Source organism: Arthrobacter sp. P1_A5 (assembly GCF_056406825.1).
On sequence record NZ_JBFTZL010000080.1, the window covers coordinates 1 to 15,447 of the forward strand.

At 68.0% G+C, this 15,447-nt stretch carries 12 protein-coding genes; 6 read left to right on the top strand and 6 right to left on the bottom strand.

What is annotated here, in order from left to right; all coding sequences use genetic code 11:
• On the bottom strand, positions 1-715 hold a 715-nt coding region (locus tag AC1D1S_RS12305; RefSeq protein ID WP_476994566.1), incomplete at its 3' end, for a proteasome assembly chaperone family protein.
• A 375-nt stretch (positions 716-1,090) separates the two neighbouring features.
• Here AC1D1S_RS12305 and AC1D1S_RS12310 point away from each other — a divergent pair.
• The 4 genes from AC1D1S_RS12310 to AC1D1S_RS12325 all read left to right on the top strand — a co-directional run bounded on the left by AC1D1S_RS12310 (position 1,091) and on the right by AC1D1S_RS12325 (position 6,679).
• Positions 1,091-2,617, top strand: coding sequence for a leucyl aminopeptidase (locus tag AC1D1S_RS12310; RefSeq protein WP_476994567.1), 1,527 nt, complete (start codon positions 1,091-1,093; stop codon positions 2,615-2,617).
• Positions 2,618-2,884: 267 nt separating this feature from the next.
• Positions 2,885-4,270, top strand: a complete 1,386-nt coding sequence (gene lpdA, locus AC1D1S_RS12315) for a dihydrolipoyl dehydrogenase (RefSeq protein WP_018772391.1) — start codon at positions 2,885-2,887, stop codon at positions 4,268-4,270.
• A 126-nt stretch (positions 4,271-4,396) separates the two neighbouring features.
• Positions 4,397-6,178, top strand: a complete 1,782-nt coding sequence (gene sucB, locus AC1D1S_RS12320; protein WP_476994568.1) for a 2-oxoglutarate dehydrogenase, E2 component, dihydrolipoamide succinyltransferase — start codon at positions 4,397-4,399, stop codon at positions 6,176-6,178.
• A 150-nt stretch (positions 6,179-6,328) separates the two neighbouring features.
• On the top strand, positions 6,329-6,679 hold the full coding sequence (locus AC1D1S_RS12325; RefSeq protein WP_243179431.1) for a hypothetical protein: 351 nt from the start codon (positions 6,329-6,331) through the stop codon (positions 6,677-6,679).
• 83 nt (positions 6,680-6,762) lie between these two features.
• Here the strand turns inward: AC1D1S_RS12325 and AC1D1S_RS12330 are convergent, their stop codons facing one another.
• A complete protein-coding gene (locus AC1D1S_RS12330) occupies positions 6,763-7,059 on the bottom strand; it encodes a VOC family protein (RefSeq protein ID WP_476994569.1) in 297 nt (98 codons plus the stop codon).
• A gap of 134 nt (positions 7,060-7,193) precedes the next feature.
• Between AC1D1S_RS12330 and AC1D1S_RS12335 the strand changes: the two genes are divergently transcribed.
• Positions 7,194-7,622 carry an OsmC family protein gene (locus tag AC1D1S_RS12335; RefSeq protein WP_476994570.1) on the top strand — a complete coding sequence of 143 codons (429 nt, stop codon included), beginning with the start codon at positions 7,194-7,196 and terminating at the stop codon, positions 7,620-7,622.
• A gap of 108 nt (positions 7,623-7,730) precedes the next feature.
• Here AC1D1S_RS12335 and AC1D1S_RS12340 read toward each other — a convergent pair whose 3' ends face one another.
• Entirely contained in the window at positions 7,731-11,330 is a 3,600-nt protein-coding gene (locus AC1D1S_RS12340) for a S41 family peptidase (RefSeq protein ID WP_476994571.1), read from the bottom strand.
• A 74-nt stretch (positions 11,331-11,404) separates the two neighbouring features.
• Between AC1D1S_RS12340 and AC1D1S_RS12345 the strand changes: the two genes are divergently transcribed.
• Positions 11,405-12,298 carry a TIGR01777 family oxidoreductase gene (locus AC1D1S_RS12345; RefSeq protein WP_476994572.1) on the top strand — a complete coding sequence of 298 codons (894 nt, stop codon included), beginning with the start codon at positions 11,405-11,407 and terminating at the stop codon, positions 12,296-12,298.
• Positions 12,299-12,307: 9 nt separating this feature from the next.
• On the opposite strand, the gene AC1D1S_RS12350 is transcribed toward AC1D1S_RS12345, so the two are convergent.
• The 3 genes from AC1D1S_RS12350 to gadC form a co-directional block, all read right to left on the bottom strand.
• Complete coding sequence (locus tag AC1D1S_RS12350) at positions 12,308-13,654, bottom strand: M20/M25/M40 family metallo-hydrolase (protein WP_476994573.1); 1,347 nt, start codon at positions 13,652-13,654, stop codon at positions 12,308-12,310.
• Positions 13,655-13,657: 3 nt separating this feature from the next.
• Positions 13,658-14,104, bottom strand: a complete 447-nt coding sequence (locus tag AC1D1S_RS12355) for a hypothetical protein (RefSeq protein ID WP_476994574.1) — start codon at positions 14,102-14,104, stop codon at positions 13,658-13,660.
• Positions 14,101-15,447 (bottom strand): glutamate/gamma-aminobutyrate antiporter GadC (gadC, locus tag AC1D1S_RS12360; RefSeq protein WP_476994575.1); only part of this gene is annotated, 1,347 nt, incomplete at its 5' end. The genes gadC and AC1D1S_RS12355, both read right to left, overlap by 4 nt.

Sequence of the window (15,447 nt, forward strand, 5' to 3'; positions counted from 1 at the left end):
GACGGTCGGTCGGCAGCATGAGCGACGTTGCCGCGCCCAGGTACTCGAGCCCGGCGACGGCGGCCGTGGGGTATTCGGCTTCGGCCAGGTAGTGCGGCACATGGATCACATAGCCGGCGATGTTCCGGCCGCCCTCCGTCAGCCGCAGCTCCAGGATGTGGCCCACCGCGGCCGGCACCTCCACTGTGGGCTTCCAGACAGAGATTCCCTCGATCAGCTCCGGCCGGTTGCCGTGCACGGTCACACCGACCGGCCGGGTGTGGGGAACGGGCATCGGGATCGAATGGATCCAAGTGACGAGGTTGACGTCGAGCTCCTCGACGAGACCGACGACGGCGCGCGCGAAGCGCTCCCATTGCAGGTCCGGCTCGAACCCGGCAAGGAGCAGGAACGGACTGCCCAGTCCGTCGACCAGCCGGTAGAGCGCCAGGCTCGGTGCCTGGTAGTCCTGCAGGTGGTCCTCGACGAAACTGACCTGCGGGCGCCGGGACCGGTAGTCGATCAGCTGGTCGGCGTCGAACTCGGCGATCATCTCGGCATCGAGCGTGTCCAGCAGTTCAGCGGTGATCTGCCGGACCACGTGGCCCGCGTCGGCGAAGCCGGTGAACCCCATGACGAGGTTGAGTCCGCGCAGTTCGGTGCTGGAGAACAGCGCGTCATCACGGATATAGAGCGACTGGGGATCCAGCAAAGAGCCGGAAATCCGTTCAATCACGGCGTGTTCCTTTCACGATGGCGGCGGTGGGAGAAGCGGGGCGCAGTCCGCCATTCGGGCGGTGCCTGGCGGAACGGCCAGTCAGGCAGATCCTCCCGGCCAGTCCCATGGAGCACTCACCGCTCCGCAGCGTCTCTACCAATACAACGCCCCGGCACCCGGGCTAATTCCTGCCCGGGGTGTGCTCCAGCTCTCATTCGATTGAATTTCCGCACGGTCGAGAGACTACGATCGGTGATGGCCCTAGGGCCTGTTTTGCAGACACCGGGTTGCGTCCCAAACCGACGGCGCCCCGGGATCCGTGGCAGGACGCCAAACATGCAGTTCCTGCCGAATATCACCGAGAACCATCACAGAGAATTGAGGACTGTCCTCGTGGTCAAGAATAGTGAAGTCAAACTTAGTGCAGTCGCAGGGGATTTGAAGAAGTCCCCCAGCGATGCCCTCGTCATCGGCGTCGGACAGGGTCCTGACGGCCCCGTTCTGCTCGACAATCCGCTGACGGCCAAGGCCGCGGAGGCCCTGGCGGAATCACTGAGCGTTCTTGGCATCACCGGCGCGGCGGACCAGGCTAACCGGCTGCCCGGCCTGCCCGAGGCGGGAGCGACCATCCTGCTGCTCGCCGGCGTCGGCAAGCTTTCGGCCACGCAGCCGCTCTMCGAGGAGGCACTGCGCCGCGCCGCCGGCTCGGCCGTCCGCCAGCTGGCCGGCGTCGCCACCGTCACCCTTGCCCTGCCCACGACCACCCTGGCCGAGGTCGCGGCGGTCGCCGAGGGCGCCGCGATGGGCGCCTACTCCTACACGGAGTTCCGGTCCTCCAAGGACGGGCTCAAGGACCCGGTGAAGAACGTCATCATCCGCACCGACTTCGCCACGGACAAGGCGCTGGCGCCGGTCCTGAACCGGGCATCCCTGATCGGCACGGCCGTGAACGCGACCCGCACGCTGGTCAACCAGCCGCCGAGCCACCTCTACCCCGAGTCCTTCGCCGACGCCGCCAAGGAACTGTCCAAGGGCCTGCCGGTGAAGGTGACCGTCTGGGACGAGAAGCGTCTTGAGAAGGAGGGCTTCGGCGGCATCCTCGGCGTCGGCAAGGGCTCCACCCGGCAGCCGCGCCTCGTAAAGGTCGAATACGCCCCGGCGAAGGCCACGGCCAAGATCGCCCTCGTGGGCAAGGGCATCACCTTTGACACGGGCGGCATCTCCATCAAGCCGGCCCTGGGCATGGGCGACATGAAGTCCGACATGGCGGGTGCCGCCGTCGTCCTCAACACCGTCCTGGCCCTCGCGGGCCTCGGGCTGCCCGTCAAGGCGACCGCGTGGCTCTGCATCGCCGAGAACATGCCCTCCGGCGCTGCACAGCGCCCGGCAGACGTTCTGACGATGTTCGGCGGCAAGACCGTTGAGGTCCTCAACACCGACGCCGAGGGGCGCCTGGTCATGGCCGATGGCATCGTCGCCGCCAGCCAGGAATTCCCGGACGCCATCATCGACGTCGCAACCCTCACCGGTGCCCAGCTCATTGCCCTGGGCGACCGCACCGCCGGCGTGATGGGTTCCGACTCCCTCACCGGCGCCATCAAGACCGCCGCGGACCGGGCCGGCGAGCTCGTCTGGCCCATGCCGCTGCCGGAAGAACTCCGGGCCAGCCTCGACTCCCAGGTCGCCGACATCGCCAACATTGGCGAACGCCACGGCGGCATGATGACGGCGGCCGTCTTCCTGCGCGAGTTCGTCGGCAAGGGCAAGGACGGGGAACAGATCCCGTGGGCGCACATCGACATCGCCGGCCCGTCGTTCAATAACGGCAGCCCCTACGGCTACAACCACAAACAGGGCACGGGTTGCACCGTCCGCACCCTGGTGGCCTACGTCGAGGACATCCTCACCAAGACCGTCTAGCGCGCATCGCGGCTTTGTGGCGGGGGCGGCGATGCCTTCCCGGCCACAAAGGCGCGTGACACTGGACACAAGCGCTCCACAAACGCCATGGCAAGGTGGAGCATGTATTAGTGGTTCGCTAAGGTAAACCTTGTTTCCCAGAAGCAGACCCCAATGTAGTAGTCACAAATGAAAGGGAACCGGCCGGCTGGCACAATCACAGCAGACAGGTTCCAAGACCAGATGATGCGTACTCTCGTGTCATCGTTCACGCGAGGGAGCGTTTTAGTGGCCGATCAGGCAACTGCGCAAGAATTCGACATCCTGGTACTCGGCGGCGGCAGCGGCGGCTACGCCACCGCACTGCGTGCTGTCCAGCTTGGCCTCACCGTCGGCCTCATCGAAAAGGGCAAGCTCGGCGGCACCTGCCTGCACAACGGCTGTATCCCCACCAAGGCCCTGCTGCACTCGGCAGAGCTGGCGGACCACGCCCGCGACTCGGCCAAGTACGGCGTCAACGTGACCCTTGACAGCATCGACATCACGGCTGTCAACGCTTACAAGGACGGCATCATTGCCGGCAAGTTCAAGGGCCTGCAGGGTCTGATCAAGGGCAAGAAGGGCATCACCGTCATTGAGGGTGAGGGCAAGCTTCAGGGCACCGACACCGTCGTCGTGAACGGCACCGCGTACAAGGGCAAGAACATTGTCCTCGCGACCGGCTCGTACTCCCGCACCCTGCCGGGCCTGGAAATCGGCGGCAAGGTCATCACCTCCGACGAAGCCCTGACCATGGATTACATCCCCAAGAGCGCGATCATCCTGGGCGGCGGCGTGATCGGCGTCGAGTTCGCTTCGGTCTGGAAGTCGTTCGGCGTCGACGTCACGATCGTCGAAGGCCTCCCGTCGCTGGTTCCGAACGAGGACGCCACGATCGTCAAGGCCTTTGAGCGCGCCTTCAAGAAGCGCGGCATCAAGTTCTCCACCGGTGTCTTCTTCCAGGGCGTCGAGCAGAACGACGACGGCGTCAAGGTCACCCTCGTGGACGGCAAGACCTTCGAGGCCGACCTCCTGCTCGTCGCCGTCGGCCGCGGCCCCGTCACGGCGAACCTCGGCTACGAAGAGGCCGGGATCACGATCGACCGCGGCTTCGTCATCACCAACGAGCGCCTCCACACCGGCGTCGGCAACATCTTCGCCGTCGGCGACATCGTCCCCGGCGTGCAGCTCGCGCACCGCGGCTACCAGCAGGGCATCTTCGTCGCCGAAGAGATCGCCGGCCTGAAGCCGGTCATCGTCGAGGACGTCAACATCCCCAAGGTCACCTACTCCGAACCCGAGATCGCCACTGTCGGCTACAGCGAGAAGGCCGCCAAGGAGAAGTTCGGCGAGGACCAGATCCAGACCCAGGAATACAACCTGGCCGGCAACGGCAAGAGCTCCATCCTGGGCACGTCCGGCCTGGTCAAGCTGGTCCGCCAGAAGGACGGCCCCGTCGTCGGCGTCCACATGATCGGCGCCCGCATGGGCGAGCAGATCGGTGAAGCACAGCTGATTGTGAACTGGGAAGCCTACCCGGAGGACGTGGCCCAGCTGGTCCACGCCCACCCCACCCAGAACGAATCCCTGGGCGAGGCGCATCTGGCGCTGGCGGGCAAGCCCCTCCACGGCTAGCAGCTCCGCCCGCACCACCGCATGAACTCCGAGCTTGGTGCACCCGGCCCGAAAAGCCGGGTGCACTAAGCTCGACCAAGGCAGCAATCATCCGCACTAAAGATCAATAAGGAGAACGGGGACGACATGTCTGAATCCGTTAACTTGCCCGCCCTCGGTGAGAGCGTCACCGAAGGAACCGTCACCCGCTGGCTCAAGCAGGTCGGTGACCGGGTAGAGGTGGACGAGCCGCTGCTCGAAGTCTCCACCGACAAAGTAGACACCGAGATCCCCTCTCCGATCGCCGGCGTGATCGAGGAAATCCTCGTCGCCGAGGACGAGACCGCTGAAGTTGGCGCCCCGCTGGTCCGCATCGGCTCCGGCGACGCCGCCCCGGCCGCGGCAGAGGCTCCGGCCGCGGCAGAGGCTCCGGCCGCGGCCGCCGAAGAGGCCCCGGCTCCCGCCGCAGCGGCGCTGGCCGCAGAAGCGGCTCCCGCGGAGACTCCGGCCACCGAGGCCCCTGCCGCCGCTCCGGAATCTGCTCCGGCAGGTGAAGGACACGACGTCACGCTGCCTGCCCTGGGTGAAAGCGTCACCGAAGGCACTGTTACCCGCTGGCTGAAGAGCATCGGCGACACCGTAGAGGTCGACGAGCCCCTGCTCGAGGTTTCCACCGACAAGGTCGACACCGAAATCCCGTCCCCGGTTGCCGGAACCCTCCTGGAAATCCGCGTCAACGAGGACGAGACGGCCGAGGTCGGCTCCGTTCTGGCCGTCATCGGTTCCGGCGCCGCGGCACCGGCAGCACCGGCGCCCGCTGCGGCCCCCAAGCAGGATGCAGCACCGGAAGCTCCCAAGCAGGAAGCGCCGGCCGCCCCCGCCCCGGCAGCAGCACCGGAGGCTCCCAAGCAGGAAGCTCCCGCAGCAGCCGCTCCGTCAGCGCCCGCCGCCCCGGCAGCTCCCGCGCCTGCGGCAGCAGCTGCCGCACCGGCAGAGTCCGGCTACGTCACTCCCCTGGTCCGCAAGCTGGCCAACCAGCAGGGCGTCGACATCGCGGCCCTCACAGGCACCGGCGTCGGCGGCCGCATCCGCAAGCAGGATGTGCTGGCAGCTGCCGAGGCAAAGGCAGCGCCGGCCGCAGCCCCCGCCGCATCTGCGCCGGCAGCCGCCTCGACCACTGTGCCGACTTCAAGTGCTGCGTCCTCGCTGCGCGGCACCGTGCAGAAGGCCCCGCGCATCCGCCAGGTCATTGCCCGCCGCATGCGCGAGTCACTGGACATCTCCACCCAGCTGACCCAGGTCCACGAGGTCGACATGACCAAGGTTGCCAAGCTGCGCGCCAAGGCCAAGAACTCCTTCCAGGCACAGAACGGCTCCAAGCTGACCTTCCTGCCCTTCATCGCCAAGGCTGTTGCCGAGGCCCTGAAGCAGCACCYGAAGGTCAATGCCTCCTACGACGAGGACAAGCAGGAGATCACCTACCACAACGCCGAGCACCTGGCGATTGCGGTGGACACCGACAAGGGCCTGCTGGTTCCGGTCATCTCGGACGCCGGCAACCTGAACCTGGCCGGCCTGGCCGGCAAGATTGCCGACGTCGCCGACCGCACCCGCAACGGCAAGATCGGCCCGGACGAGCTCTCCGGGGGCACCTTCAGCATCACCAACATCGGTTCGGTGGGCGCCCTGTTCGACACCCCGATCATCAACCAGCCGCAGGTTGCCATCCTCGGCACCGGCGCGATCGTCAAGCGGGCCGTAGTGGTCGCCGACGAGAACGGCGATGACTCGCTGGCCATCCGTTCGATGATGTACCTCTCCCTGACGTACGATCACCGCCTGGTCGACGGCGCCGACGCAGGACGCTTCCTGCAGACGCTGAAGGCACGCCTTGAGGAAGGCGCCTTCGAGGCCGACCTCGGACTCTAGGGTCTAGAAGCACACTGACGGCGACGGCGGTGCGGGCTTCGGTGGGAAACCACCGGGCGCCCGTGCCGCCGTCGCCGTTTTTGCTGTTCCTCCCCGGGGCCGCGGCGGGTCCTACTACGGTGCGTAGAAGACTCTGGCTACACTGATGCCATGAACATCGTCTATAACGTCTTGGTCTTCCTGCACATCATCGGCGCCGCCATGATTGTCGGCATCTGGATTGGCCAGATGAAGAAGCCCACCGTCCACCCGCGCCAGTTCGACGGCGCGATGCTGCAGCTGATTACGGGCATCATCATGATGGGGCTGATCCCGGTCCTGGACATGAACGCCAACTACGCCAAGCTCGGCGTCAAGCTTGTCATCGCCCTGGTCGTCGGCGTCCTGGCCTTCATTGGCCGCCGCAAGTACAAGAAGGGCGAGCCGATCAGCAAGGGCCTTGCCAACAGCGTTGGCGGCCTGGCACTGCTCAACGTTGCGATCGCGACCCTGTGGCAGTAACCGGCTGACTGCACCCGCCATGACGGCGCCGCTCCCCCGCGGGGGTGTGGCGCCGTCGTTGTTTAACTGCCACCGTTAAGCCGTCAGTCGCCGGCGATGCAGAATTCGCTGCCCTCGGGATCCTGCATCACATCCCAGTGGAAGTCGCCGATACCATTGCCCTCCACGAACCCGGCACCGAGGGACTCGGCGCGGGCGCGCAACGCCGCAGGGCCGGCGGGCTCCAGCCAGACGAACTGCTCGAAGCGCGAGGAGACGGCCGTACCCAACAGGTCGGCCCAGAACTGCGCCAGGCGCGCGGCGTCGACGGCGTTGACCTTGATCGTGGCAATACGCGCCACGGGCGCCCCTGGCACCTGCGCATCTTCGGTAAGTTCCATGACGACACTGTACGGGTCACAATCCTCTGACAGCGGAACCCCCGTGCGGCGGCCGCACAGAATCCCTAGGATTGATCACGGCAGGCTCCGGCACCAGCCGGACCCCTGATTCACAACGACGTCGAGGAGTGGACATGGCTACAACACGCACCGCACACACTGTATGGAATGGCGACCTGATGACAGGCGCCGGCAACACCACCCTGGACAGCTCCGGGCTGGGCAACTACGACGTCACCTGGAAGGCGCGCGCCGAGGCCGCCGAGGGCAAGACCAGCCCCGAGGAGCTCATTGCGGCAGCTCACTCCGCGTGCTTCTCGATGGCGTTCAGCAACGCCCTGGCCCAGGCCGGCCACACGGCCGAGGAGATCAACACCAAGGCCGACGTGACGTTCCAGCCGGGTACCGGGATCACCGGCAGCCACCTCACCCTGGCCGCGCGCGTCCCGGGCATTTCCGCCGACGATTTCCAGCGGCTGGCCGAGGAAGCCAAGACCGGCTGCCCCGTCTCCGCTGCCCTGACCGGCATCGAAATCACCCTGGACGCCACCCTGGCCTCCTAGCCCGGCCGCAGTACGACGAGGCCCCCGCCGCCCTGGGATATCCAGGGTGGCGGGGGCCTTGCCGTCTGTCCTGCGCGGACCGTCTGTGGGGGCCGCGCCCGGGAGCGCCTAGGCCTGGCCGGCCTGCTGGCGCGCAGGCAGCGGTGCGGGCCGGACCCGGCGGTAACCCTCGCGCAGCGGCGGACGGTCCGTGGGCAGTTCCTGGATCATTTCCTTCAGCGCCCCGATGCCGTATTCCAGTTGCGGGTCGGTTCCGGCGGCGTAGGCRTGCGGCGGGAAGGTCACCTCGATGTCAGGGGTGACGCCGAAGTTTTCCACGCCCCAGCCAACGCCACCGGCGAACCAGGTGGCGTAGCGCGGCTGGGTGACGCCGGTGCCGTCGGCCAGCGCGAAGCGGTTGTCGATCCCGACGACGCCGCCCCAGGTGCGGGTGCCAATGACGGGCCCGATCCCCCGCAGCTTGGAGACCTGCGTGATGATGTCGCCATCGGAGCCGGCGAACTCATCGGTGAGAATGATGACCGGTCCGCGGGGAGCGTGGTGCGGGTACGTCCGCGGCTTTTCCCCGCGCGGCATGCTCCAGCCGGTGACCTTGCGCCCGATGAGTTCGGCCACGAGCTGGGAGGTGTGGCCGCCACGGTTGCGCCGGACATCGACGATCAGTCCGTCCAGTGCCGTTTCGGTGTCGAGGTCGCGGTGGAGTTGTGCCCAGCCGTTGGCCATCATGTCCGGGATGTGCAGGTAGCCGAACGTCCCGTTCGAGGCTTCCCGGACAGTTCGCCGGTTGCCGGAGACCCATTCCTGGTAGCGCAGGCGCTCTTCGTCCTTGACCGGGACCACGGCCACGCGGCGCTGGGCGCCCGCGGCCGCACCATGGCCGGCGCCATTGCGCAGGGTAAGTTCCACGGCGCGGCCGGCCGCGCCGACAAGCTGCATCGCCGGGGTCCGCGTTTGTGTCAGTTCGACGCCGTCGATCGCCAGCAGGACGTCGCCCGGCTTCGCGTCGGCGCCGGGACGGGTCAGCGGCGAAGTGGCCAGCGGGTCCGAGGACTCCCCCGCGAGGATGCGGGTGATTTCCCACCCCTCGCCGGTGAACCCCAGGTCCGCGCCGAGGCGGCCCTGCGGGCTGCTGCCGTTCTCGACAGCGGCTATGGGCCGGACGTAGGCGTGGGAGGTGCCGAGCTCGCCGTGCAGCTCCCACAGCAGGTCCACCAGGTCGTCATGGGAGCCGAGGCGTTCCACCACCGGGCGGTAGCGGGCGTGGACGGACTCCCAGTCCTGGCCGGCCATGTCCTCGGTCCAGAAGAAGTCGCGCTGGAGCCGCCATGCCTCGTCAAAGGCCTGGCCCCACACACTGAGTGGGTCCAGCTGCACCCGGATGCGGCCAAGGTCCACCTTGACCAGCTGGCCGGAGTCCTCATCGGCCTTGGCGGCGGCCGGCGCCACGCGGATCTGCTTGTCCTGGATGAACACGATCTTTTCGCCGTCGCCCGAGAGCCGGTAGCTGTCCAGTGCCTCAATGATCGTGGCGGTGCGGCGCTTGGCCAGGTCGTAGCGGACCAGGCTCGGCGCCGCGCCCTTGTCCTCAAGGCTGGCCCGGCCCTCACCGGTGGTGCCGGCGAGCTCGCTGTCCAGCCAGAGCAGGGCGCCGGCGACGGCGGTGAGTCCGGCGTAGTTGCCTTGCGGCACCGGGACCCCGATGACGCGGTGGGCCAGGCCCTCGGCGTCGACCCGCACCGACGGCACGGGTTCGGCCGCCGGCTGCGGCCCGGACGCAGCACCCGTTGTTCCGGCGGCACCTGCCTCGGCGTCGGCATCGGCGTCGGCGTCGAAGTGAAGGTCGACGCTCGGGCCGAAGGGCGACGGGGTGTCGGCGGCGAGGGCGACGAGGTACGGCTTGATCGGGCTCGGGAAGGACAGATCGAAGGAGTGCCCGTCGTAGACCGGGTCGAAACTGCGGTTGGAGAGGAAGGCGAGGTATTTGCCATCCGGGGTGAACGACGGCGACTCGTCGCGGAACCGGCCGTCGGTGACGTCAATGATCGCAGCTCCAGTGCCGCCGTCGATCCGGGTGATCCGGAGCCGGCTGCGGGRCCCGAAGGACGTGACCGGCTCGGACCAGCCGAGCCACGCGGAGTCCGGGGACCATGTGAATCCCTCAATGCTGCCCTCGCCGATGCTGCTCAGCTGGGATATCGTGCCCGCGCGGGTGTCGGCAAGGTAGATGTCACCGAAGGCCGTGCCGACGGCGAGCCAGCGCCCGTCCGGGCTGGCTTCGATGGCGCTGGCCCGGCTGGGCTTGGGGAAGTCGATCCGCGTCAGTTCATCGGAGGCGGGCGCGGCCTCCACGGCGGCACCGGCCCGGTCGGGCTCGGAGCCGGAGATCGAGCCGGCTGCGTCTGCGGCAGCCGGGGCCGGGATCGCTGTGACCGGGCCGGACACGGAACCGCCTGCAGCGGCGGGGATTGATCCTGCGCCGGTCAGCGCGGCTGCGGACACCGGCTTCGGCAACCGCATGCCGGCGTCCTCGGCGGAAGCTGCCGGCTGGGCCGTTGACTCGGCAGCGGACTGCACGGCCGGCTGCGGGGCCTTCGATGCTGCCGCAGCCGCTCCGGCCAGGGGCGCCGCAATGGCTTTCAGGTACAGGGCCTCGACGCCGTCGTGGTCGGCGACATAGGCGATCCGGCCCTCGCCGAAGGGCCGCGGCAGCCGTGCCCGTACGCCCGGGGTGGCCTCAAGGACGCGGGAAGGGCCGTCCTTGTGCCGCAGCCAGTGGACGGTTCCGTGGGATTCGACGGCACTGGACGCGCCCGTGCGGTCCGGTACGACGTCGCCAAGGTGCTTCGAGGGCTTCAGCGGGGCGGGCCGGCGCGCCTGCGAGGCGGAACCGAGCACAATGTCGAGCTTGACGGCCTCGGCGTCGAGGCTGGGCAGCAGCCAGAGCTCACCGGCCGATTCGAAGATCACGCGTTCGCCGTCGGTGGCGGCGTGGCGGACATAGAAGTCCTCGTGGTCCGTATGGCGCCGCAGGTCGCTGCCGTTGGGCAGGACGGAATAGAGGTTTCCGTAGCCCTCGTGGTCGGACAGGAACGCGATCCGTCCCTTGACCCACAGGGGGTCGGTGAGGTTTCCGTCCAGCGCGGCAGCGAGCCGGACGAATTCACCGTTTCCGTCGGCGTCGATCCACAGCTTGCCGGCGGCGCCGCCGCGGTAGCGCTTCCACCAGGCCGGCTCACGCGAGAGGACGCTGGCGAGCACCACGGGGCGTTCGTCGCCGACGACGGGGCCATAGGCCACGGACTCGACCGGGCCGAACGGGAGTTCCTGCGCCCAGCCGCCGGTCACGGGGAGGCTGTAGGCGTGGGTGTGACGGCTGTCGGACTGGCGGAACGCGCTGGTGACCAGGACGTCGCCGTCGGGGGTGAAGCCCTTGACCCGGGTGGAAGGGTGGCCGAAGTAGCTCAACTGGCTGTAGCCGCCGCCGTCGACGTTGGCCGTGACGACTTCCGGGGCAGTCCCTTGGACGACGGTCCAGACCAGACGCTTGCCGTCGGGGGTGAAGCGGGGGTTGCGGGCCGGCAGTTGCAGGGAGGATACGCGCCAGGCGCGGCCCCCGCCCACGGGTGCAATCCAGACGTCGTCCTCGGCCACAAAGGTGACCAGATCGCCGTGCAGATGCGGGAAACGGAAGTAACTCGAGGGGGTCATCGTTCGATCATAGCCACAACGGTCCTTACGGCCCGGGAGGTTTCGCGGCCGTGCCGGGCATGGTGAGATGGATCATGCGAATCCTTATTGCCGGGGCCTCCGGGCTAATCGGAACTGCCCTTTCGGGTGCACTGCGCAGCGAAGGGCACGACGTCGTCGCTCTGGTCAGGCGTGCCCCTGCGTCCCCAGCCGAGTTCCAGTGGGACCCGGCCGCCGGCCGGATCGACGACACGGCACTGAAGGGCGCGGACGCGGTGGTCAACCTCTCCGGCGCCGGGATCGGCGACCGGCCCTGGACCAAGGCGCGGGTCAACGAGCTCCGCGCCTCCCGGCTGGGGGCTACCCGGACCCTCGCGGCCGCCATGGCGCGCACCGACGCGCCGCCCGCCGTGTTCCTGAGCCAGTCGGCCTCCGGTTACTACGGCAACGCCGGTACGGCGGTGCTGCGCGAGAACGCGCCGGCCGGCACCGGCACCCTGTCCGGGATCTGCGTCGACTGGGAGGCCGCGGCGCATGAGGCGCCTGCCGGAGTCCGGGTGGTCACGCCCCGCACCGGCGTCGTCCTGAGCCGTTCCGGCGGCGCACTGGGCCGGCTGTTGCCGCTGCTGCGCCTGGGCGTCGGCGGCCCGCTCGGCGATGGCCGGCAGTTCTGGCCGTGGATCACGCTGCCGGATGTGGCCGCCGCCTTTTCCTTCCTTCTCTCGGCGCCCGTCTCCGGGCCGGTCAACGTCTGCGCCCCCGAAGCCGCAGATGTGAATTCCCTGATCACGCAACTGGCCAGGGCGCTGCACCGGCCGGCGGCGCTGCGGGTACCCGCCCCGGTGCTGCGGCTGGTGATGGGCGATCTCGCCGAAGAACTGCTGCTCGCGAGCCAGCGGCTGGAGCCGGCCGTCCTGGCGGAAAACAGCTTCGCCTGGCAGCACCCGTCCCTCGCCGGGGCCGCCGCCTGGGTGGCAGGGCGCGGCTAGCTGCTGCTACTAGCCGCGCAGCGTCGCGTACCTCTGGAGGAAGAGGGCCAGGGACTCTGCCAGGGCCCTGATCTCGCCCGGATCGACGCTCTCGTTCGGTGCATGGATCAGGGCGAGTGGCTCCTCGACGCCGAGCAGGATGATCTCCGCGTCCGGGTAGGTATCGGCGAAGACGTTGCAGAGCGGGATCGATCCCCCTTGCCCCAGGGTTGTCATGGGCGTGCCGTAAGCCTGGGACATCGCGGCGCTCATGGCTTCAAAGGCCGGGCCGCCGACTGCCGCCTGGAATGGTGCCCCAATCGCCTCGAGGTCCACCGTGACGTGGACACCCCAGGGTGCGGCGGCCTTGAGGTGGTCAACCAACGCCGTGTGGGCATCGGCGGCCGCCATGCCTGGCGGGACGCGCAGATTTAGCCGCGCGGACGCCCGCGGCACGATCGACGCCGTCGAGCCGGTAACCGCCGGGCAGTCGATGCCGAGCACGGTGACGGCAGGTCGCGCCCAGAGCATGTCGGACACCGTGCCCTCTCCCAGCAAGGACACTCCCTCAAGGACGCCGGCGTCGGTGCGGAACTGCTCTGGCGGATAGGGCGCACCGGTCCAGGTCTGGGCGTTGTCCAATCCCGTGACCGTCGTGTTGCCTTGCCGGTCCCGCAGTGATGCCAGCATGGCGATCAGTGCGGCGAGCGCGTCGGGGGCCGCCCCGCCAAACATGCCGGAGTGGAGCTCTGACGCCATCGCCTCCACTGTCACCACGACATTGACCATCCCGCGCAGGGTCACGGTCGCGGCGGGGTGGCCCACGGCGGCGTTGCCGGTGTCGCAGACCAGGATGGTGTCGGCACGGAGCAGGTCCAGGTGACCGGCGACGAACGCCTCGAGCCCGCCGGTGCCCTGTTCCTCCGACCCTTCGACCACCAGCAACAGGTTCACCGGTACGTCGTTGCCGAGCGCCCTCAGGGCGAGCAGGTGGGCGAGGAGGTTGCCCTTGCAATCGGCGGCGCCCCGGCCGTACCAGCGGCCGTCCACTTCAGTGAGCTCGAAGGGCGGGGTCCGCCATGCCGAGTCATCGAGGGGTGGCTGGACGTCGTAGTGCGCGTAGAGGAGCACGGTGGGCGCGTCCGGGTCGGGTCCGGGCCTGGAGCCCACCACCGCGTCGGAGCCATCCGGGGTCCGTTCGAGGTGCACATCCGAAAATCCGAGTCCGGCGAACTTGTCCAGCACCCACTGGGCAGCCTTGGCACACTCTTCGACGGGAAACTGCCGCGCATCCGCCACCGACCGGATGGCCACGAACTCGGCGAGTTCTTCCCGTGCCGGACCCATCAGATCGGTGATGCGGGCGCGCAGGTCCACGGCTCACGCACCACCGGTGGTGGACGTCTTGAGGTCGTCGATGAACTCCTGGAACTCAGCGAGCTGGTCCGGGCAATAGACCTTGATAATCGCGAGCTCGCCGACGGCGATCCGGGCGTTCGCGATCACCGGCCTGTATCCGGGCCCGGTTGCCCCGTTCGCCAGCTGGCTCAAGAAGGTGGCCCGGCTCAGCGCGTCGTTCGGGTTCGCGCAGACGGCGCCGCCGTCGTCACCGAGCACCCGGGCTATCTGCTCGCGCGAGGGTGCCGTCCCGCCGGCGGATTCAATCTCAGCGATCAGCTGGTCGGCCTTCGCCAGGGATTGCTGGGTCTCCCTCGCCGTTCTGAAGTTCAGCAGTGCGACGACGGCGAACACCACCAGCAAGATCATGGCAACTATGTAAACGACCGAGCGGCTGCGCCGGGTCGAGGACTCCTGATGCGTGCTCATGACCTAGGTGCCTCCGTCTGCGTTTGTTGGTCGGGCAGCTTCCAGGAAGGCTTGCGGAACCTGTAGAAGAGGAACGGCACGAGCAGCCCGAGCCCCAGTGCGCCGCCGCCCACGATCAGGAAATAAACGAGCGGATCGCCGTCGCCGAACTGCGACGGCGGAACGAACCCGACAAGCAGCGCGGCCAGGGAGGCTGCGAAGCCGACGCCGCACAGCCCGATCAGCATCGGCGCCCGGTAGCCACGCGGGTGGTCCGGGTCGTTACGGCGGAGCCGGACCGCGGCCACGAACATCAGCAGGTACATGATCAAGTAGACCTGTGTGGTGATTACCGAGAAAATCCAGTACGCGCTGGAGACATCCGGGATGAGCGCGTAGCCGAGCGCGATCACGGTAGTGACGAGCCCCTGGACCACCAGGAGGTTCTGCTGGATGCCGTTCTTGTTCAGCTTTTGCAGGAACGGCGGGAGGTAGCCTTCCTCACGCGAGATCAGCAGCAGGCCTTTGGACGGACCGGCCAGCCACGTCAGCATGCCGCCGAGGGAGGCAGCAACCAGCATGATGCCGAGGATCGGAGTGAGGCCTTGCAGGTTAAAGGACGACAGCACCGCGTCGAAGGCCTGCATGACACCCGCCGTGAGGGAGAGTTCATCGGCCGGGACGATCCAGCTGATCGCGAGCGCCGGCAGGATGAAGATCAGCAGTACGAGTCCCATGGCCAGGAACATCGACTTCGGGTATTCCTTGGGCGGGTCCTTCAGGGAAGACACGTGCACCGCGTTCATCTCCATGCCGCTGTAGGACAGGAAGTTGTTCACGATCAGCACCAGGCTGGCCAGCCCGGCCCATTCGGGCAAGAAGTTTGCCGCGGTCATCGGAGCGGCCGACGGGTTGCCCTGGCCCAGGAAGACCACACCCAGGATGACGAGCAAGGCACCCGGGATCAGGGTGCCGATGATCAGGCCACCGCTGGCCAGGCCTGCCACGCCCTTCGTGCCGCGGGATGAGACATACACGCCGGCCCAGTAGAACACCACGATCACCAAGGCCGTCCACACGCCGCTGCTGGCCAGCGCCGGGTTGAAGACGTAGGCGAGGGTGCTCGCGACGAATCCCAGCAGGGTCGGATAGTAGAAAATCGTCATCGCGAACTGGCACCACACCGCCAGGAAGCCCATGGGTTTGGAGATTCCGGACGATACCCAGTTGTAGACGCCACCCTTCCAGCCGGACGCCAGTTCAGCTGACACGAGGGACGTGGGCAGGAGGAAGACGATCGCGGGAACGATGTAGAGGAAGACTGAAGCGAGGCCGTAGACGGCCATGGTCGGGGCAGCACGGAG